Raw genomic sequence first — 20,492 nt, forward strand, 5'->3', positions numbered from 1 at the left:
ACTGATTTAAACACCTGCACCCTAAGTCAGAACAAGATATACAGCCTGTTTCACTTTTGAATGGTGATAACTGAATGCTGAATTCTTTTATCACTCAGCAAAGGCAAAAATCGCCGAATCAGTCCGATTGTCACGGCTGGGAGTTCCAACTGTGGTGTTAAACCCACATCTTCCAACGGTTGAAAAACTCGGATAGCTTGAGGATTTTTCTCTGCTAGGCGGCGGCCAATATCTGGGCCTGTAAATTGGGACTTTTGACCCCAAATAATGGCAGTAGGAGTAATCAACTGTTGGATATAGAGTGATAAATCAAAGCACAAGTCACCCCTGACAAAAGATAATGCTGCATACTCAGCATTCGGCTGTTGAGCAGATTCTAGATAAGTTGCAACAATTTCTTCGTAGATACGGTTTGGTTGGGCAAATTGCCGTTGTTCTAAGAAACTACGAATACCGCCGCTAGTAGCAACACCAGTGCTATATAGTACGCGATCTAGAACGGGAATGCTGATAATTTGGGCAAACCAGCTACGGGAATAGTCTTCACCAAAGTCAGACAGTCCGGCTGGCGTGACGAGAACCAGAGACTTAAATAGATGGGGATGGGTAATCGCCACTCGAATTGTAAACGCTGCTGTCAGAGAAGAAGCGATCGCTGTGACTGGCCCTGTGGTGCAAGTTTGCTCAACAAACTCTCGAATTACCGTCAAATAGTCCTCAATGGTGTAATTCCTCGCTGGATGTTCCGACTTACCCCAACCGATTAAATCTGGGGCGAGAATCCGGTACTCAGCCGCAAAAGCTGGATAAACCTTCGACCACTCATAAGATGAAGATCCTCCACCAAAACCATGTAGAAACACCAAAGTTTCTCGTTCTGGCTGTGGAGTTTCATTGTCCTGCCAAAGTGAGCCAGTGGCAGTGTAATACACCATCTTACCTAGGGAGGTAATGATAGAACGTTGTTCAAATCCCTGTGGCTGAAACATAAGTCTTAATTGTTAATGATTACAGTTTCTCAGCGCCTGACTTTTCACGTTATGTGGAAAAGCTAACGTGAAACCTAACCCCCTAACCCCCTTCCCTGCGTTCGCGCAGCGTGTCGAAGACAGGGAAGGGGGAAAAATTAAAGCCTCTCTCCTTGTAGGGGAGAGGTTTGGAGAGGGGTTTTCCAGATCCCGTGAAAAGTCAGTTCTCAGCGCAGGTGACAGTTATTTCACTTCAAAATCATCAATAAAAACACAATAAACTTTACTTTTTGAAGTTCAACTAACGTCGTATTCAAGCGTAAGCCCACAATTGCTATTATCGGCCAACTAATAATTGTGACACCTCTAACCAGCGTCAGATCAGGTAGTTGTCACGACCTTTCTAGCCTCTACCCAAAAGTAACCAGCTGATTTACCATCACTGTCAGTGCCAGCATACCTAAAATAGTCATTAATCCTGCCGGCATAAATTTACGTGTTCTAGCCAATCTCAAGGCAAAGAATACTACTAAAATAGCAGTGATAGAAATTGCTACAATCAAAGCCCAGGTTTGTCCTTGGAGTTGAAAGTAAGCAGTAGCTATGAGTAATAAACCACTAACAGTCCCACTGAGGAGGGAAACTTGACTATTCGCCTGTAAGTAGCCAATAATGCCACCAATAATCGCTAACATCCCATAGGCGATCGCAGCAATTATACTTAAATTCATGGTGAAACCCTATTCTAGATTTTGATTTTGCTACTCAGACCGATAGACACTTGACCATAGCTATTGAGCTACATTACCTAGTTGATTGATGGATAATCCAGCGATGCCCACGGCAAGTATTTCCTCTTATGCCCAGATTCAACTCCTCCAACGTCAAGCAGCCTCACTTTTACTGTACCAATCAGTCCTCCACAGTGAGGTAGGCAATGCTTTTTTGGAACTGTTGCAAGCCATACGTTACACTGATGCTGATGCACGGGGTTGTCTCCAAGCTTATGGCAACTACTTTCACGCCTTAGCTAATAGACAGCACAATTGGGAAGACTACCTGATTCATCAAATTCTCATCGCTGAAAATCCCTTCACTCAACTTGCCCAACAGCGAGACTTTGCCGATTTACCCCCAACTTTGGTAGCCGCCGCACAACATGATTTACACATATTACAGAGTCTTTATGAATGTAGCAGCGCCATTTTGAGTGAGTGGGTACAAGCTGTAGCCCATTTGCCGGTGTCTCCGGTGGTGTGGTATGTAGAACCAGATAGCATAAATGTAGAAACAGAATTAGCAGTTTCTCTACACAATTTAGATAACTGGGCAGATGCCGTAGAAGACTTAGCAAATTATTATCGACAATTTGGTACAGGTTTATTTGCCCAATATCGTGCTTTACGCTGGCAAGGAGGTCAGTTTGTTGGCGTTCCTTACCCTGACCCCATTAAACTGAGTACACTGGTAGGTTACGAGTCACAACGGGATGCTTTGTTAAAGAATACAGAGTTTTTATTATCGGGGGAGGTAGCACTGCACGTATTACTTTACGGTAGCCGTGGTACAGGTAAATCTTCTTTAATCAAAGCTTTGTTAAATGAGTATGGCAATCGCCAACTACGTCTAGTAGAAGTGACAAAATCAGACTTGCAGGATTTACCAGCTATTGTGGAACAGTTACGAGGAGTGCCACAGAAATTTATCATCTTTGTCGATGATTTATCCTTTGAAGAAGATGATGATGCTTTTAAAGCCTTAAAAGTAGTTTTAGAAGGCAACTTAACCGCACGTCCCCAAAACGTTGTAGTCTATGCCACATCGAATCGTCGCCATTTAATTCGAGAATTTTTTAGCGATCGCCCCACACCCAAAGATCATGAAGAAATCCATGCTTGGGATACAATGCAAGAGAAGCTTTCCTTTAGCGATCGCTTTGGTTTAACATTAACCTTTGAGTCAGCCGATCAACAGACATATTTACAAATTGTTCGACATCTTGCAACACAGGCTGACATTAACATCAATCATCGGGATTTAGAATATCAAGCATTGCAATGGGCAACCCGTCATAATGGGCGTTCTGGACGCACAGCACGGCAGTTCATTGATTTTTTAACAGCAGAATTAAAACTATTTAGTGCTAATCACAATACATCTAATATTGAATCATGAAAATAATTGTTTCTTGATTGCAATATTTTGTTACTTTCGCGACAAAATTATACACAAACAATTACAACTGGAGAGATCAACAAGAAAATATGAGGTGTCATCAATTGCACAACTATTTATTCTAAAAAATTCACAACGCTAAACATCAGCGATATGCAATCAGTCATAGTCAGTAATCGAATAATTTTAGGTATAGTTGCCTTTAGTGTAAGTTTTGGTTTGAGTCTAGTTCCCAAATGGGATTTTAATCAGGCCTTTGTCACAGGGGTAATTACTGTAGTTGCTACCTATGCAGCTGCTTTATTTGTAGATAAGCGCCGCAGAAGTCATGAACTCTTGATTTTAAGTTCCCACCGTAAACGAATTAAAGACATGGAGGGACTAAAATCTCGTATAGTCAGAGAAATCGAACAAATTGAAGCTCATCGTAGTTTGTTATATGCCGAATCAAAACAACTGCAAAATCAAATCTTAGAATGCCGCAACCAAAGAGATAGTGTACATCGAGAGTTAGGTAATATTGCCAGCCAAAAAAAGCAGTTAGAGACTGAAGTTAGTATTTTAAAAACTGAAATTCATAACTTAGGGCAACATCAAAAAGAACTAAATAATTCTTTGTCTACCCTGACATCAGAAAAACGCCGTTTAGAGTTGTATTTTAATACATCTCGCGCAGAAATTAATCAGTTGCAAACTCAAATTAGTGAACTGCAACAAGAAAAACAAGAAGTTGAGAATAATTTAACCCTCCTAGGTAGAATCAAACCTCAACTTGAAGAAAAACTTTATGAACTCAGACTAGAAATTCAAGGTTTAGAAACTGCCAAAACACAGCAAAATCAATTACTTATAGATATAACCAACGAGAAAGAAACTTTAGCAGCCAAGCTCAACTCTTTACAAACTCAAAAATCAGAACAACAATCAGAGTTACAGCAATTACGCAATGAACTAACTCTATTACAAGAAGAGCGTGACCTCTTGCAAAGTCAAGTTTGGGAACTACTACAGCAAATAGAAACCTTTAATCAAGCACCTCTATCGGAAAATCCCCCAGTAGAACCAGCATTAGAAAATAGTGAATTATTTCCTTTTTCCGATTTAATAGAAACTTTAAATACAGACAACCCTGCCTCTAATCCATCTGAAAGCTTACCAGAAATATGGCATCAGTTTTTCAAACAATTACCAGGACATGAACTGCAAGTTTTAAAAGCCATAGTAGAGCAAGATAATCCCAATCCAGCCATCAAAAAAATTGCTGAAGTTCATATCACTATGCCTAATTTATTGATTGATGCCATCAATGAACTTGCTAGTGATGTTATCGGTGAATTAATCATTGCTACAGGTTTAGAAAAACCAGAAGTTTATCCAGAGTATATAACGAATGTCAGAAACATGATTGTCTTGTATGAAAGTTTGATGGCTAGATACGCTTCCTCAAATTAAATTTATCCCCAGCATTGTAAAATTATTAGTAAGTAGATATATATCTCAAGCTAGACATATATATATTCTGCATTGATATCAAGCTAAAGTGAAATACATGGCAAAGCTCAAAATCTCGAAAAAAACTTCAACCGCTTTAATAAATTCCCTAGGTGCAGGAGTAGTTCCCAGAATAGGAGTTGAGCATATAGCAGTTGGACGAGAAAAAGAACTTAAGAGCCTATTACAAAATCTCGATGATATTGCAGAAGGTGTAGCAGCATTTCGCTTTATAATTGGTAACTATGGTTCTGGTAAAAGCTTCATGCTCCAAATGATTCGCAACCGCGCAATGGAGCAAGGATTTGTTGTAGCTGATGCTGATTTATCCTCAGAACGCAGACTAGCAGGAAGCAATAATGAAGGTTTAGCTACTTATCGAGAATTAATGAGTCGCCTATCCACAAAAACGCGTCCTGACGGTGGTGCATTAGTTTCCATATTAGAAGGTTGGATTAATAAAATTCAACAAGAAGTAGTCAAAGAAACTGAACTACGTCCTAATGATGAAGGTTTTGATGACAAAGTAGAAACCAAAATTCGAGAAGTCATTCATTATATTGAAGACCTAGTACACGGCTTTGATTTTGGCACAGTGATTGCTGCTTATTGGCGTGGATATCGCCTAGACAATGATGACCTAAAAAATGCCGCCTTGCGATGGTTGCGTGGAGAATTTAGTACCAAAATTGAAGCCAAAGCAGCCCTAGGAGTAAGGGTAATTATTGATGATGAAAGTTGGTATGACTACATTAAACTCATCGCCAAATTTGTTGCCGAAATTGGCTATAAAGGACTCTTGGTTTTGATGGATGAAGCCGTTAATATCTACCAAATATCAACTACAGTTACCCGTGAAAAAAACTACAACAGACTGCTAGCAATGTTTAATGACACCATGCAATGCAAAGCAGAACATCTGGGCATAGTGATTGGTGGCACAACCAAATTTTTAGAAGATCCAAACCGGGGGCTATTTGCAGATCCAGCTTGGCGCAGACGCACCAAAGAAAGCCGTTTTGCCACCCAAGCAGATGTGCAAGAATTTTTAGGGCCAGTTATTCGACTAAATCCTTTAAGCGAAGCAGAAATTCTCACCCTATTGCAACGCTTAACCGAGATTCATGCTACACATTTCGGATACGAAAAAACCTTAACCAATCGTGAATTAAAAGAATTTGTCCAAGAAATCGTCAACCGCCTAGGTGCAGAAGCATTACTCACACCAGGAGAAATCGTCCGTGATTTTATTAGCGTTTTAAATATCCTCCATCACAACCCGAGCATTAACTTTACGCAACTAATTCACGGTTCCCAATTTAAACCAACTACGGCAGGCAAAAATACAGATCTCGATGAAGATAACGCCGCCGAATTTAGCTTATAACTCTCCCCTTTCCTCCGCGCCCCTCTGCGTTCAAAAATCAAATATGAGTGATGCCTTCAAAAAACTTGCACCCTTCATCCAAGAATACATTTATCAACACAACTGGACAGAACTAAGACCAGTCCAAACAGCCGCCTGTCAAATTATATTTGACACAGATGCTCACTTATTAATTGCCGCCGCCACAGCTGCCGGGAAAACTGAAGCTGCATTTTTACCAGTTTTAACCCTGCTTCACCAAAACCCCCCTAAAACCATAGGCGCACTATATATTGGCCCCATCAAAGCCTTAATTAACGACCAATTTGAACGCCTAAACGACTTACTTAAATCAGCCGATATTCCCGTTTATCATTGGCATGGCGATGTCGCGCAAAGTCGGAAAAATAAACTACTAAAAAATCCCCAAGGCATTCTACAAATTACACCAGAATCACTCGAAAGCTTATTAATCAACAAACATCAAGATATATTACGCCTCTTTGGTGACTTAAGATTTGTCATTATTGATGAAATTCACGCCTTCATGGGTACTGAACGCGGTTGTCAAATTATTTGTCAATTACAGCGTTTAGCGAATTTAACCAAAACACAACCCCGACGCATTGGTTTATCAGCAACTCTTGGTGATTACTCAATGGCTGAAGAGTGGTTGTGTTCCGGAACTGATAAACCAGTCATTACACCCAAAGTAGAAGCAGGGAAACGCCAAATTAAACTAGCGTTAGAACACTTTTATATTGATAAAAATCTAGACGAAGTTGCAACTACAGACTATGAGCAATATATTTTTAATCTCAGTCAATCCCGCAAATGTTTAATCTTCGCTAATAACCGTACTCAAACTGAACTAATCATTGCCTCTTTGCGGCAAATTGCGGCTCAACAAGCACTACCAGATATATATCATGTTCATCACGGCAGTATCTCTGCTAGTTTACGACAAGTGGCTGAAAATGCCATGCGCGAACCCAATCAACCAGCCGTAACTGCTGCTACCCTGACTCTAGAATTAGGTATAGATATTGGACATTTAGAGCGTGTGATTCAGTTAGAATCACCGCCATCGGTAGCGAGTTTTTTACAACGTTTGGGGCGTGCAGGCAGAAGGGGTGAAGCAGCTGATATGCGGTTCATCTGTGCTGAAGAGGAACTTGTAGCAGAAGCACCTTTACCAGAGCAGATTCCTTGGCAACTTTTACAGTGTATAGCTATTATTCAACTTTACCTAGAAGAGCGTTGGATTGAACCAATTAAGCCAATTAAATATCCTTTGAGTTTGCTGTATCACCAAACAATGAGCATCTTAGTAGCGTCAGCAGAAATTTCACCTGGGTTGTTAGCTAAACAGGTTTTAAGTCTGCCTCCATTTGCTGCTATTTCTCAGGAAGATTATAAATTATTGTTGCGATATTTAATTGATATTGGTCATATTCAACGTACCGAGCAGGATAAATTAATTTTGGGTTTAGCTGGAGAAAAAATAGCAGGTAAGTTTCAGTTTTATGCTGTATTTGCTGATAATCAGGAATATAGTGTCAAGCAAGGAACTACAGCTATTGGTAGTATTATTATGCCACCTTCTGTAGGGAATCAATTTGCTTTAGCTGGTAGAACTTGGGAAGTTGTAGAAATTGATTTTAAGAAAAGAAATATTTTGGTTAAACAAGTAGAAGGTAAAGCTACGAGTTTTTGGCGTGGTGGTAGTGGTACTATTCATACTAAAGTGTTGCAAAAGATGCGGCAAGTTTTGCTAGAAGATGTCGAGTATAGCTATTTGCAAAAAAAAGCTTGGCACCGGTTACAAACAGTGCGAAAGTTAGTACAAAAAGCTGGATTAGATAAGCAGAATATTGTGCAGTTAGATAAAGGTAAGTGTTGTATATTTCCCTGGATGGGTACAGTGGCTTACCGCACTTTAGAAAGATTAATTAATACATTCTGTCGGGAATCTTTAGAAATCAGTAGTATTGGTGGGGTGAATCCCTATTATCTAACATTGAAATTAGGAAAAAATAAGCTGAAATATGTTCAGCAAGAAATTGCTTCTTTGTGTGAGCAAAGAATTATTCCAGAAGCTTTAGTCAGTTCTGCGGAAGCTCCAGAAATGCAAAAATATGATGAATTTATTCCTCATCCACTGTTGAGAAAGGCTTTTGCTTATGATTATTTAGATATGGAAGAATTACGGCAGCAGGTTGCAATGTGGTAGGAGATTTTGCATTCAGTAAAGAGACACGAAACAACAGAGAAAAGTTGAATTAGGTGCGTTACGGCTCATTCTGACTTTCTTTCAGGCTCATAACCTGACTTAGCCGTAACACACCCTTCTATCTGCCCCAATTATGACAAACTATGGGCAGTACAAGGTGTCGTGGGTGTCACGTCCGGTAGTGGGATTAGTCCCTTTGGCAACCTTGCATAATTTCTTCTGCTCATCTGGACGTAAGAGTACATCAGTAAAATCTGCACCGTCGATAATTGCTCCATCAAATTTGGCGTTAGCAGCAAATGCGCCTTCTAAGACTGCATTTGTCAAATCGGCTTTGATAAGACGAGCTGAGTCTAAAGTAGCATTGCTGAGGTTGACACCTTGCAGATTAGCTGATTCTAAATTGGCGGCAAAGAAACTGACACCCTGTAAATTGGAGTTACTAAAGTTACTCTGACGCAGATTAGCTTTAGTAAAACTGGAGTCTGTTAAATCACGCCCTGAAAAATCAGCTTCTATTAAAATTTCTTTGTTGTAATCCAGTGCCAATGCTGTGGGAGCAAAACCGGCAATTGTCGTGATGCCTAATATTCCCCAAAGCAATACACTGAGTATACTTACCCAGAGCTTTAACCCGAACAGCCTTTTGGTTGAGTCGAGTATGGCAGCTAACACGCGATCGCTTAACTTAGAATTCATGCTATTTTTTAGCCAATGGCGAATCCTCCACCATCACATTATCCCGATATTGGCGATTTTGGAGAAGACCTTGTAGCGCAATGGTTACAATCTACAGGTTGGTCAATTCTACAACGTCGCTTTTCGTGCCGTTGGGGAGAAATTGATATCATCGCCCAATATCCAGACTCTACATTGGTTTTTGTAGAAGTTAAAACCCGCTCTCCAGGAAATTGGGACACTTGGGGGAAAGGTGCAATTACACTCAAAAAGCAAGTAAAAATTGGGCGAACGGCTGGGATATTCTTAGCCAAATACCCAGATAAAGCCGATTACACCTGTCGCTTTGATGTTGCTATTGTTTGTTGTCTCAAAATTTCTCAAAATTACCACGAGGCTGTCAACCAGCAACCAGCCTTGGCTAGTTCATCAGCAGTAGGATACAACTTTCAACTACAGGAATATATTCCAGCTGCTTTTGACTTAATTCATTGATTAGAGGTGATTGGTAATTGGTGAGGGATAAAATCTCTCTATTATCAGTGACCAATTACCAATTAGTATGTAACATCGTTCAATAGATAGTTATTAAGCCAGAGTTTCCGGACAGTAACCCAATCCCCGGACAAACTGTTGCCGAAAAGCTTCTATCTCCTCTCGTTCTGGGCTACCGTGAGAGACAATCGCTACTTGATAGCGGCGCATCACATCCACAGGACACTGCCCAGCTTCCAAACTCCAAAGAGCCATTTGCACCCGCATGGGCGGCTGGTAGCTAATCCCTAGTTCATTGAGATAAGCTCGAAAGTCGCCATCATCTTCGGGCGAGAAATGGCCTTTAAGTTTGATCCGAACCACCCAGCCATCAATTTGATGAATTACGGTGACGAAAGAAACAGGTATCTGGGGTCTACCGTGCAGGTATTGAACGACCCTCAGAGTTAAACTAGCATTTGCTAGGTAGTACAAGTATTCCATGTTTGGTGCTTGGGATCAAAGCCAATCCTACATATTTATCTTCGTCAATAAGCTCTAATCTCGGTAGGGTAGAACTCCCCGTTTTGGCATGGGGAGTTTTACCCAATTTTCATCTGATTGTTTACGTGTTACTTATTCTTGTAATCTAGGCAGGGGATTGGGGACTGGGGACTGGGAAATTAAATTTTTCCAGTTCTAGTTCATTACTCAGCAGCCAGCACAGACTACGTTCTGCTACCGCTAATACAACTCAAAACTCATTAGGCAATAGGAATCTCTATGGAGCAGCAACTATCACAAGTTAATCACAATCCAATCTCGAATCAAGCAGCACAAGTTACAAATTTAGATTCTTCATTAGCTGGGTATGACTATGAACTGCCCCCAGAACTAATTGCTCAAAATCCAGTAATTCCCAGAGATAGTTCTCGTTTGTTGGTGGTAGATTCTCCCACTACAGGGCAGGACTCCGCTCCATTACACCACATTTTTCGTGATTTAGCAGATATTCTCCGTTCTGGAGATTTGTTAATCATGAATAATACAAAAGTTATTCCAGCCCGGCTGTATGGGCGAAAATCAACTGGTGCAGAAGTTGAAATTTTACTATTAGAAGAGCGTCAGCATAACTGTTGGTTAGCTTTAGTTAAGCCCGGAAAACGCTTTAAAAAAGGAAGTAAAATATTTTTTGAATCAGGAAGATTAGGTCTTTACTCAGCCCCCAGTCCGCAGTTAACTGCTACTGTTTTAGAAACAGACAAGGCTACAGGAGGGCGTTTACTGCAATTTGATGTACCAGAGGGTCAATCTTTAGTCCAAATTTTAGATAAATTCGGTGAAATACCCCTTCCGCCTTACATTACGGCATCACAGGCGGCAGATGAACAGTATCAAACAGTTTATGCCGAACAACCAGGAGCGATCGCAGCTCCTACAGCTGGGTTACACTTTACTCCAGAACTACTTGAAAAATTACGCGATCGCCATATCAATCAAGCTTTTATTACGCTGCACGTTGGCGTGGGAACTTTTCGCCCTGTGGAAGTAGAAGACGTAACCAGCCACCAAATGCACGAAGAATGGATAGAAGTTCCCGCCGATACAGTAGAACAAATCCGTGCTACCAAACAAGCAGGAGGTCGGATTATTGCCGTAGGAACAACGGTAGTCCGTGCTTTGGAAGGAGCAGCAGCCTGTGGTGATTTACAACCTTTTTGTGGGAAGACAAACCTTTTTATCTATCCTGGCTACCAATGGCGTGTCGTAGAAGGTTTAATTACCAATTTTCACCTGCCTCGTTCTAGTTTGCTGATGCTGGTAAGTGCGCTGATTGGTAGAGAGAGATTATTAAATATATACCAGGAAGCGATCGCTTCTCGATATCGCTTTTACTCCTTCGGTGATGCCATGTTGATTTTGCCAGAAGCTAAGGGAGTAGTAAGTGCTGAGTCGTGAGTGGAGCATTGGGATAAGAGTTACGCTAGTTCCCCTGCTTCCTCCCAGTCCCCAGTCCCTAATCCCCAGTCCCCATTCTCCATTCCTTCACAAATTTTTTTTGTTCAAGTTTTAAGTTTTCATATAGTAATGGGTACTCTGACTTATAAGGATCTGACCATAAGTACAGAGATTCCACTATGTATAAACAACATCGATTTAGACAGTGGTTTTGTGGCTTAACTGTGATTAAATTTCAACAGCCATCTTTAGGGCTTCTCTGTGCTGCATCTGCGGTTTTGGTGTTGGCAGCCCCGTTTGTTGATTTACCAGGAAGCAAGCTGCTGGCACAAACACCAGTTTCTCAAGATTTAGAAGCAGCTAGCCTTTATCAACAGGGAGTCACGCGCTACAATCGCACTGACTGGCAGGGTGCGGAATATGCTTTTCGCCAAGCTTTGCAGCGAGATCCAAATTTAGGGATGGCGAGGAATTATCTTGGTAATATTTTCCTCATGCAAAACCGCCTAGATATAGCGGTACAGGAATATGGTGAGGCGATTAGAATTAACCCCAATCTGGGTGAAGCTTATTACAACTTGGGGTTAGCGTTACAACGCCAAGGACAAAAAGAAGCAGCAATTACAGCTTACCGCCAAGCTTTGGTTATAGATCCGACAAGGACAGCCGCCCACTATAACTTGGGTTTGGTACTCTACGAACAAGGACAGTTACCAGAAGCGATCGCAGCTTACCAGCAAGCAACCAATTTTGATCCTAGCAATGCTAATGCGTATTATAACCTAGCGATCGCACTGCAAGAATCTGGCAAAATGGAGGAGGCGATCGTGGCTTATCAGCAAGTCCTCAAGTTAGATCCCAAAAATGCCGCAGCCTACAGTAATTTGGGAAGTCTGATGGCACTTCAAGGGCAAACTGCTGAAGCTATTGCAGTGTATACGCAAGCTGTGCGCCAAGACCCCAAAAATGCCTCAGCTTACTATAATCTGGGTGTGACTTTATACAATCAAGGCGACCTCAAAAAAGCTACTGCTGCATTAAAACGCGCTCACAATGGGTATCGTGAGCAAGGTAATGTTGAGCAAGCACAAAAAATTGAGCAATTAATGCAGCAAGTTGCCCAAAAAATTGAGGAGCAACAACTTCAACAACGACAAGCATCTACTGCTAACCAAACGCCCAAACTTACTGATAATGCCACGCCTGCAACCACACCACCCCCTACTGAGGATGTACCTGTTTCAGTAGAACAACAGCTGTTTAAACCAGTTTTTCCTAGTTCTACACCAAGTCAAACTGGTGGTAATGGCAAAGTATAAACCCAATTCACAATGGACTAACGTCCCGCTACGCTAACGCAACGATGCTCCCGCCCAGCTCTGCTCTGAGCGCAGCTATGCCGTAGGCTTTACGCAATTAAACTTAGCCAACTACAAGGGGCGAGGTTTTGAACCTTTACTTTTTTTATCAGGGTTTAAAGTATCAATATAGGAATCCGGTTTGATTACTGTTCGTGTAACGTGGCGTAGCTAAATGATTTGCGTAGGTAGGCAATAGGCAATAGGCAATAGGAAAGAAGAGGGGGGTAGGGGTATACTGAGTTTTTATGCGCTAGCGCAGGCTACGCCAACAAAAATCAAATATGATTCCTATAGCAAGAGAGCAGGTAATTGGTGAAAGATGATTAACTATTACCAATTACCAACCTTAGCGCAATAACTAGCAGACTAAAACACAAGTGTATTTATTGAATACAGATGAGTTTTGCTATTGACTACATAAACCCTGTTTATATTGGCAACCGATTAATATCTTTATTCCGGCCAATTACTACCATTGCTGAACCACGTTCTAGACGTTTGTAGGGATCAGGATTAATTTGAAATTTGCCATCATGACTTACAGCTAACAAATTCAAACCATAACGGTTACGTAGTTGGAGTTCTGCAACAGTTTTGCCATGAAATTCATCGGGGACAATTACTTCCACAATACTATTATCTGGATCAAGGTCAAATCTATCTAATATTGATGGTTTGGTAAGTGTACGTGCTAAAGCACAACCTGCTTCATATTCCGGAAAAACAACATGATCTGCGCCTACACGCTTCAGCAGTTTATGGTGTACCTCACTAGAAGCTTTAGCAACTACATGAGGTACACCACCCTCTTTAACATTTAAAGTAGTAATGATACTTTCCTGAACGTAGTTACCAATAGCGATGATCACCGTATCAAATTCATAAATTCCCGCTTCTTTGAGTGCGGCTGGTTCAGTTGAGTCTAGTTGTAAAGCGTGACCAACTATCTCTTCAGTTAAGGCTGCTGCTACTCGTTTTTCATCAATATCTGTGGCCAACACTTGATAGCCGAATTTATGCAGTGTTGAACAAACAGAACGACCAAAACGACCTAACCCAATTACGGCAAACTGGTGGTTATCTCTACGTAAACTGCGAAAAAATCCTAACGATGCAAGATTCACATCTGTAATCCTTCTTATTATTCCCTGTATCGAGGACAAAAAGCTATTAGCTTCAAGCAATTATAAATTTTTATTGTTGGCTGGAATCATCTACATTTTACCAGTACCCAGTAATCAGTAGTCAGTAGTTGTTAGTCATTAGTTTTTCTCCCCTGCGCTGCTGCACCTTCTGCGTCCCCATCCTCAGCAACTATCCTACAAGTAAGTTTTCTTCTGGATAGTGGATTCTAGTGGGACGAGGATCGCCTAAAATAGCGGACATTAGGAGTAAAACACCTACTCTTCCTACGTACATGGTGATAATTAAAATGAATTTAGCTACGGTGGATACAGTACCTGTAATACCAGTTGAAAGTCCGACTGTAGCAAAAGCTGAAACTGTTTCAAACAAAATTTCAATAAAGTCTAGTTTGGGGTCTGTAACAGCGATTAAAATAGTTGCTAACATTACAGTAGCTACAGAACCAACTAAAACACCAACAGCTTTCAAAATTAAAGATATTGCTATTTTGCGCTCGTATAATAAAACCTCTTCTTTACCTTGAAGAATTGATTTAGTACAACTGGTAAGAACTCTTAATGTAGTGGTTTTCATGCCGCCTCCGGTTCCACCAGGACTTGCACCGATAAACATGAGAGTAATGGTGATAAATAAACCAGCCGTTGTCATTTTGCCTATATCTATGGTATTAAAACCAGCAGTTCTGGGAGTAACTGACTGAAACCAAGCAAGTAGTAATTGGTGGCTGAGACTTTGATTACCAAAGGTTTCGGGGTTTCTGATTTCTATACATAAAAATGCAACTGTCCCCAAAAATAAAAGTATCATTGTTGTGCTAGTGGCAACTTTAAAGTCTAAAGAAAAAACTAAAGTCGCCTTTTTTTTCAGCAAGCGATCGCGCAACCAAATATATGTTTCTAAAATTACTTGATAACCAATACCTCCGGCAATAATTAAAAAAGTGATTGTCAAAACTACTAACCAAGATGATTGATATCTGATTAAACTATCTGGAAACAAACTAAATCCAGCATTATTCCAAGCATTGATACTATGAAAAACCGCTAACCAAATGCCTTGATTCCATCCATAATCAGCAACAAAAGCTGGCATTAATAAGAATATTCCGGTAATCTCGAAAATCAGAGTAGTGGCAATAATAGAACGGATAACTTGGGTGCTACCACTCATTCCTGGTCGGTCTAAAGCTTGTTGAATAGCAACTTTTTGGCGTAAGTCAAACCTGCGTCCAATTAGCAAAATCAAAAAGGTAGTGGTTGTCATGTAGCCTAATCCGCCAATTTGAGCCAACATCAAAATAAATAACTGACCCCAAAAAGAAAAATAAGTACCAGTATCAACTACTGCTAAACCAGTAACACAAACTGCGGATGTAGATGTAAACAATGCCACAATCGGATCATTCCAATTACCACTGCTAGTGGAAAAGGGCATCATCAATAAGATAGTTCCTACGGTGATGACAGCTAGAAATCCTAAACAAATTGTGCGAGAAACAGTCATAAACCATTCAAACTTGTGTAACTTGGCACATGGATCTGCGGAGAGTCAGAGTCAGACTGAATAAATTTTTCCTGGAAGGTTTGATGAACTTTACCCTCCAGGAAATAAAAACTTTCTTATTCAATTAAAAACACACATGGTAGCCTACGAATATGTTTTTTTAAATTTTGCTTTGTCTTAACACTGCTTTGTTCATGAGTGCAACACTTTACCAGCGAATCCAGCAATTTTACGATGCTTCCTCTGGGCTGTGGGAGCAGATTTGGGGCGAACATATGCACCACGGCTATTACGGTGTGGATGGTAGGGAAAAAAAAGATCGTCGTCAAGCACAAATTGATTTAATCGAAGAACTGCTGAGTTGGGCAGGGGTAGAGACAGCAGAAAACATTTTAGATGTAGGCTGTGGTATTGGTGGTAGTTCTCTCTACTTAGCAGAAAAGTTTCATGCTCAGGCTACAGGGATTACTTTGAGTCCAGTACAAGCGGCTAGAGCTACGGAACGTGCCAAAGAATTACATTTGAGTGAAAGAAGTCAGTTTCTTGTGGCAAATGCTCAAGCTATGCCTTTTGATGATCATACTTTTGACTTGGTTTGGTCACTGGAAAGTGGTGAACATATGCCAGATAAAACCAAGTTTATGCAAGAGTGCTACCGAGTGTTAAAACCGGGCGGTACATTCATTATGGTGACTTGGTGTCATCGTCCTACTGATGAATTACCTCTATCAGCAGACGAACAAAAGCACTTAGAGGATATTTATCGAGTGTATTGTTTACCCTATGTGATTTCCTTGCCGGAGTATGAAGCGATCGCTCGTCAATTACCATTAAATAATATTCGCACTGCTGATTGGTCGCAAGCTGTTGCCCCATTTTGGAACATAGTTATAGATTCCGCCATTACTCCCCAAGCAATATTCGGGTTACTGCGGGCTGGTTGGGGTACGATTCAAGGGGCGTTATCACTGGGTTTGATGAGTCGCGGTTATGAGCGGGGGTTAATTAAGTTTGGTTTATTGTGCGGGAATAAGTAGGCTACAGGTGACAGGTGACAGGTGACAGGGTTGAGGTTGGGAGGAAGCAGGAAAGCACAGGGGAAAATCTAATGCCCCATGCCCAATCCCTACCTAGAGCATCGATTCAGTAATGAAAAACCTAACCCCCCAACCCCCTTCCCTAGTAGGGAAGGGCAGGGTGGTTTCATACAACGAGAGAATAATCTAGAAGCTTCTTTATTTCGTTATGCTTTCCCAAAATGTTGATAGAGAACAGACGAAGAAATAAGGGCTTTGAATTTTCTCTGGCAAGAATGAAACAACCCTGCTTTTGAAAAGGGATTTAGGGGGATCTAAAAGTATTTACTACATCACTAGATACTTAAAAAAACCCCTTAAGCATCAGCAGCAACTTTCGCGGGTTTACTTTTGATGGCTTTAAACCGTTCCCCTAACTGTTCCGCCACAGTTTTTAACCCCGGAGTTTTCTTAGCGGCTGTCTTGACGTAATCATAAACAGTTAAACTGTTGCCCATTGCTTCGCTACCAACAGCCATGAGAGTATCATCTACTTGTTCTGTGAGTTGACGTAGTCCAATCAACAGTTCGGTGAGGGTGGCGGCTAGTTGATAATCACGCACAAATTCATTGACATCAAAAGTTGACGGTAAAATGTCTGGGTTAGACTGGGCAGCTGTCAGACTATTGTTGACAAAGGCGAGACTTTTATCGCCCATCTTAAATAACTTGCGTCGTTCCTCCACACTCAGCGTCACGAGAAATGGCAACTTGGCTTGAATAGTCGCCATCGCTGCTTTAATCTCTTGGACATCTGCTGGGGAAAGGGAGGCGGTGATATTTTGATAAGGCATAGAATATTTACCCGGATGGATCTCATCTTAATGATTCCCTCGGAATTAAAGCGATCGCACAGTATAGGTTACAGGTTACAGGTTACAGGTTACAGGTGAAAAGTTCTCCCTTGCTCCTCTGCTCCCCTATTCCCCAAATTCTGTGACAATAGATAAATAGTTGCCAGCATATCTACCTATCCAAGCTAATCATGAGCCAGAGTTCTCAAAACAGTCCTTTGCAACGTAAATCTTTGCAATCACCTTTCCAATGGTTTTATGCTTTTTGGAAGTTTTCCCGCCCACACACAATTATTGGTACAAGTTTAAGTGTCTTTAGTTTATATTTAGTTGCTGTGGCGATTGGCTCTACAGGTTTTGCTGTGACTCAAATCATGTCCGTTTTAGGCGCATGGGTGGCTTGTTTATGTGGCAATGTTTATATTGTGGGGTTGAATCAGCTAGAAGATGTCGAGATTGATAAGGTTAATAAACCTCATCTGCCAATCGCATCAGGAGAATTTACCCGCAGACAAGGACAAGTAATTGTCATTATTACTGGGATTTTAGCTTTAGTCTTCGCATGGCTAAATGGCCCTTATTTGTCGGGAATGGTGGCTTTAAGTCTGGCAATTGGTACAGCTTATTCTTTACCTCCTATTCGCTTAAAGCGGTTTCCATTTTGGGCAGCATTGTGTATTTTTTCTGTGCGCGGAACAATTGTAAATTTGGGATTGTATCTGCACTTTAGTTGGATACTGAAAACCCAGCAGCTAATTCCTGTGGCAGTATGGGTTTTAACAATATTTATTTTGGTATTTACTTTTGCGATCGCTATCTTTAAAGATATCCCCGATATGGAAGGCGATCGCCTATACAATATCACTACCTTTACTATTCAATTAGGTTCCCAGGCTGTATTTAATTTAGCTCTATGGATACTGACGATTTGCTATTTAGGTATGGTGATAGTTGGTGTGCTACGTGTAGAGTCTATTAACCCAGAGTTTTTAGTGATTTCTCATTTAGTAGTATTGTGTTGGATGTGGGTGCGGAGTTTGGCAGTAGACTTACAAGATAAACAAGCGATCGCTCAATTTTATCAATTCATCTGGAAGCTATTTTTCCTAGAATACTTAATGTTCCCTGTTGCCTGTCTTTTAGCGTAAAATCATGTTTAATAATTTGCAAATAAATGATATTTTGGCAATTATTGTAGTTGCTCTTGGTATTTCATTACTGATTTATTTTGCTAGCAAAACTTTAATTACCGCCAATTTATTCCAACAAGGCGTTAACCTTTATCAACAGCAAGACTATGAAGGCGCAGAAGCAGCTTTTAGAAAGGTGATTAATATTAACTCTACAAATGATGTTGTGCGCTTATTTTTAGGTGATGTTTTAAAAGCGCAAGACAAAATTGCAGAAGCTACAGAATTATACCAAGAAGTAATTCAACGTAGTCCTAAAAATCCTGAAGCTTATCTGCGTCTAGCCAATATTTTGATGCAGCAAAATCAACAAGCAGCAGCTACAGCTAATTTAAAAAAATCTCAAGAACTATTCCAAAAGCAACGCCAACCTCAAAAAGCTCAAAGAATTAATCAACTATTAGATAAAATGGGTGCTAAATCAAGTTAAATTCCCATCAAAATGCAATATAAAAATACTGTGTTTTGCTACATATAACCCCAGCTAAACGGCTAATGACTAATGACTAACACAGGCAAAGTTTACCTTGTAGGTGCAGGGTTGGGAGATGTGGCTTACCTCACGGTAAAAGCTCATAATTTGTTAGCTGTAGCTGAGGTTTTAGTCTACGATGCCCTAGTGGATGAGCAATTATTAGAATATGTCCCATCTGATTGCTTAAAGTTGGATGTGGGGAAACGTGGCGGAAAACCCAGCACACCCCAAACAGAAATTAATCAGTTACTCGTACAGCACTGTCAAGCAGGTAAACAAGTCGTCAGACTTAAATCAGGTGATCCGTTTATTTTTGGACGCTGTACCTCAGAAATTGCAGCTTTAAAAGCTAATAGCTGTGATTTTGAAGTCATCCCAGGAATTTCTTCCGCTTTAGCTGCGCCTTTACTGGCGGAGATTCCCTTGACAGATCCCGTGATGAGTCGCTGTTTTGCAGTGTTAACAGCCCACGAACCAGAAGCTTTAGACTGGGAAGCACTGTCACGGTTAGAGACATTAGTCATATTGATGGGAGGAAAAAACCTACCGGAAATTGTACATCAGCTAATGAAACACGGGCGATCGCATTTCACACCCATAGCCATTATTCGCTGGGCAGGTACTCCCCAACAACAGATTTGGAGTGGTCAACTAGGTAATATTATTGAAACAACGACTGGGTTATTACTTTCACCAGCTGTCATTGTGATTGGGGAAGTTGTCGGGCTACGTAATTTCCTACAACCTGAGACAATATCTTTAAAGCATTCGACTACAGCTATGTCTCATAACCTACCTCTTACTGGTAAAACCATCTTAGTTACCCGTTCAGTTGGACAATCGAGTGAATTTAGCGATCGCCTCACTAAATTTGGTGCTAAAGTCATCGAAATGCCAGCTTTAGAAATCGGCCCCCCTTCCAGTTGGCAAGCATTAGATCAAGCCATCAATAATTTATCTGCATTTCACTGGTTAGTTCTCACTTCCACCAACGGCGTAGATTATTTTTTTGACAGGCTGCACCTCAAAGGTAAAGACAGCCGTGCCTTAGCTGGGGTAAAAATTGCTGTTGTCGGTGAAAAAACTGCCCAAAGTCTGCAAAAGCGTGGACTCCAAGCGGACTTTATTCCTCCTAATTTTGTTGCTGACTCCTTAGTAGAAACATTTCCGGAAACACTTTCAGGGAAAAAGATTTTATTTCCCAGAGTCGAAAGTGGTGGTAGAGAAATATTAGTCAACGAATTCCACAGCAAAGGTGCAGAAGTCATCGAAGTTGCGGCTTATCAATCCTGTTGTCCTAGTCATATCGCCCCAGCCGCAGAATTAGCTTTAAAAACTGGCCAAGTCGATGTGATTACCTTTGCCAGTTCTAAAACTGTGCAGTTTTTCTGTCAACTTGTTAGCAAAATCTTCAGTAGCAATGTAGCCACTGCTTTGGAAGGAGTTTGTCTGGCTTCAATTGGCCCCCAAACTTCCAAAACTTGTCATGCTTTTTTAGGGCGGGTAGATGTTGAGGCTGAAGAATATACTCTCGATGGCTTAAGTCAAGCAATCATCAAATGGGTGCAGAATGCTGGCGTTGCACAATTCACAGATTAACAGT

At 40.9% G+C, this 20,492-nt stretch carries 18 protein-coding genes; 11 read left to right on the top strand and 7 right to left on the bottom strand.

Annotated features, from left to right (window positions below; translation table 11 throughout):
- Nucleotides 1-50: 50 nt before the first annotated feature.
- Together NOS7524_RS21140 and NOS7524_RS21145 are read right to left on the bottom strand one after the other, a co-directional pair.
- Nucleotides 51-989 (bottom strand): alpha/beta fold hydrolase, encoded by a 939-nt coding sequence (locus tag NOS7524_RS21140; RefSeq protein ID WP_015140519.1) that lies wholly within the window; start codon nucleotides 987-989, stop codon nucleotides 51-53.
- 389 nt (nucleotides 990-1,378) lie between these two features.
- A complete protein-coding gene (locus NOS7524_RS21145; RefSeq protein ID WP_015140520.1) occupies nucleotides 1,379-1,699 on the bottom strand; it encodes a TMEM14 family protein in 321 nt (106 codons plus the stop codon).
- Nucleotides 1,700-1,787: 88 nt separating this feature from the next.
- On the opposite strand from NOS7524_RS21145, the gene NOS7524_RS21150 reads away from it, so the two are divergent.
- From NOS7524_RS21150 to NOS7524_RS21165, 4 genes are all read left to right on the top strand, one after another.
- Nucleotides 1,788-3,143 (top strand): ATP-binding protein, encoded by a 1,356-nt coding sequence (locus NOS7524_RS21150; protein ID WP_041555407.1) that lies wholly within the window; start codon nucleotides 1,788-1,790, stop codon nucleotides 3,141-3,143.
- 153 nt (nucleotides 3,144-3,296) lie between these two features.
- Entirely contained in the window at nucleotides 3,297-4,595 is a 1,299-nt protein-coding gene (locus NOS7524_RS21155; RefSeq protein ID WP_015140522.1) for a tellurite resistance TerB C-terminal domain-containing protein, read from the top strand.
- Nucleotides 4,596-4,692: 97 nt separating this feature from the next.
- Nucleotides 4,693-6,021 (top strand): ATP-binding protein, encoded by a 1,329-nt coding sequence (locus tag NOS7524_RS21160; RefSeq protein ID WP_015140523.1) that lies wholly within the window; start codon nucleotides 4,693-4,695, stop codon nucleotides 6,019-6,021.
- A 43-nt stretch (nucleotides 6,022-6,064) separates the two neighbouring features.
- A complete protein-coding gene (locus tag NOS7524_RS21165; protein WP_015140524.1) occupies nucleotides 6,065-8,233 on the top strand; it encodes a DEAD/DEAH box helicase in 2,169 nt (722 codons plus the stop codon).
- A 141-nt stretch (nucleotides 8,234-8,374) separates the two neighbouring features.
- Here NOS7524_RS21165 and NOS7524_RS21170 read toward each other — a convergent pair whose 3' ends face one another.
- Complete coding sequence (locus tag NOS7524_RS21170; RefSeq protein ID WP_015140525.1) at nucleotides 8,375-8,932, bottom strand: pentapeptide repeat-containing protein; 558 nt, start codon at nucleotides 8,930-8,932, stop codon at nucleotides 8,375-8,377.
- A gap of 15 nt (nucleotides 8,933-8,947) precedes the next feature.
- Here NOS7524_RS21170 and NOS7524_RS21175 point away from each other — a divergent pair, with 15 nt between their 5' ends.
- A complete protein-coding gene (locus NOS7524_RS21175; RefSeq protein WP_015140526.1) occupies nucleotides 8,948-9,406 on the top strand; it encodes a YraN family protein in 459 nt (152 codons plus the stop codon).
- 93 nt (nucleotides 9,407-9,499) lie between these two features.
- On the opposite strand, the gene NOS7524_RS21180 is transcribed toward NOS7524_RS21175, so the two are convergent.
- Complete coding sequence (locus NOS7524_RS21180; RefSeq protein WP_015140527.1) at nucleotides 9,500-9,889, bottom strand: hypothetical protein; 390 nt, start codon at nucleotides 9,887-9,889, stop codon at nucleotides 9,500-9,502.
- Between the two features lie 279 nt (nucleotides 9,890-10,168).
- Between NOS7524_RS21180 and queA the strand changes: the two genes are divergently transcribed.
- Together queA and NOS7524_RS21190 are read left to right on the top strand one after the other, a co-directional pair.
- Complete coding sequence (queA, locus tag NOS7524_RS21185) at nucleotides 10,169-11,344, top strand: tRNA preQ1(34) S-adenosylmethionine ribosyltransferase-isomerase QueA (RefSeq protein WP_015140528.1); 1,176 nt, start codon at nucleotides 10,169-10,171, stop codon at nucleotides 11,342-11,344.
- A 179-nt stretch (nucleotides 11,345-11,523) separates the two neighbouring features.
- Nucleotides 11,524-12,663, top strand: coding sequence for a tetratricopeptide repeat protein (locus NOS7524_RS21190; RefSeq protein ID WP_015140529.1), 1,140 nt, complete (start codon nucleotides 11,524-11,526; stop codon nucleotides 12,661-12,663).
- 470 nt (nucleotides 12,664-13,133) lie between these two features.
- Here NOS7524_RS21190 and NOS7524_RS21195 read toward each other — a convergent pair whose 3' ends face one another.
- Complete coding sequence (locus NOS7524_RS21195; RefSeq protein WP_015140530.1) at nucleotides 13,134-13,829, bottom strand: potassium channel family protein; 696 nt, start codon at nucleotides 13,827-13,829, stop codon at nucleotides 13,134-13,136.
- A gap of 190 nt (nucleotides 13,830-14,019) precedes the next feature.
- Complete coding sequence (locus tag NOS7524_RS21200; protein ID WP_015140531.1) at nucleotides 14,020-15,354, bottom strand: TrkH family potassium uptake protein; 1,335 nt, start codon at nucleotides 15,352-15,354, stop codon at nucleotides 14,020-14,022.
- Between the two features lie 194 nt (nucleotides 15,355-15,548).
- Between NOS7524_RS21200 and NOS7524_RS21205 the strand changes: the two genes are divergently transcribed.
- On the top strand, nucleotides 15,549-16,391 hold the full coding sequence (locus NOS7524_RS21205; RefSeq protein WP_015140532.1) for a methyltransferase domain-containing protein: 843 nt from the start codon (nucleotides 15,549-15,551) through the stop codon (nucleotides 16,389-16,391).
- Between the two features lie 356 nt (nucleotides 16,392-16,747).
- Here the strand turns inward: NOS7524_RS21205 and NOS7524_RS21210 are convergent, their stop codons facing one another.
- Nucleotides 16,748-17,224 (bottom strand): hypothetical protein, encoded by a 477-nt coding sequence (locus NOS7524_RS21210; RefSeq protein WP_015140533.1) that lies wholly within the window; start codon nucleotides 17,222-17,224, stop codon nucleotides 16,748-16,750.
- A gap of 191 nt (nucleotides 17,225-17,415) precedes the next feature.
- Here NOS7524_RS21210 and NOS7524_RS21215 point away from each other — a divergent pair, with 191 nt between their 5' ends.
- From NOS7524_RS21215 to cobA, 3 genes are all read left to right on the top strand, one after another.
- Nucleotides 17,416-18,372 carry a homogentisate phytyltransferase gene (locus NOS7524_RS21215; protein WP_015140534.1) on the top strand — a complete coding sequence of 319 codons (957 nt, stop codon included), beginning with the start codon at nucleotides 17,416-17,418 and terminating at the stop codon, nucleotides 18,370-18,372.
- 4 nt (nucleotides 18,373-18,376) lie between these two features.
- The gene (locus NOS7524_RS21220) at nucleotides 18,377-18,844 is read left to right on the top strand and encodes a tetratricopeptide repeat protein (protein WP_015140535.1); all 468 of its coding nucleotides are present in this window, start codon (nucleotides 18,377-18,379) and stop codon (nucleotides 18,842-18,844) included.
- 72 nt (nucleotides 18,845-18,916) lie between these two features.
- Nucleotides 18,917-20,488 (top strand): uroporphyrinogen-III C-methyltransferase, encoded by a 1,572-nt coding sequence (gene cobA / locus NOS7524_RS21225; RefSeq protein ID WP_015140536.1) that lies wholly within the window; start codon nucleotides 18,917-18,919, stop codon nucleotides 20,486-20,488.
- Nucleotides 20,489-20,492: the final 4 nt, after the last annotated feature.

This window comes from Nostoc sp. PCC 7524, assembly GCF_000316645.1.
Classification (GTDB): Bacteria; Cyanobacteriota; Cyanobacteriia; order Cyanobacteriales; family Nostocaceae; genus Trichormus.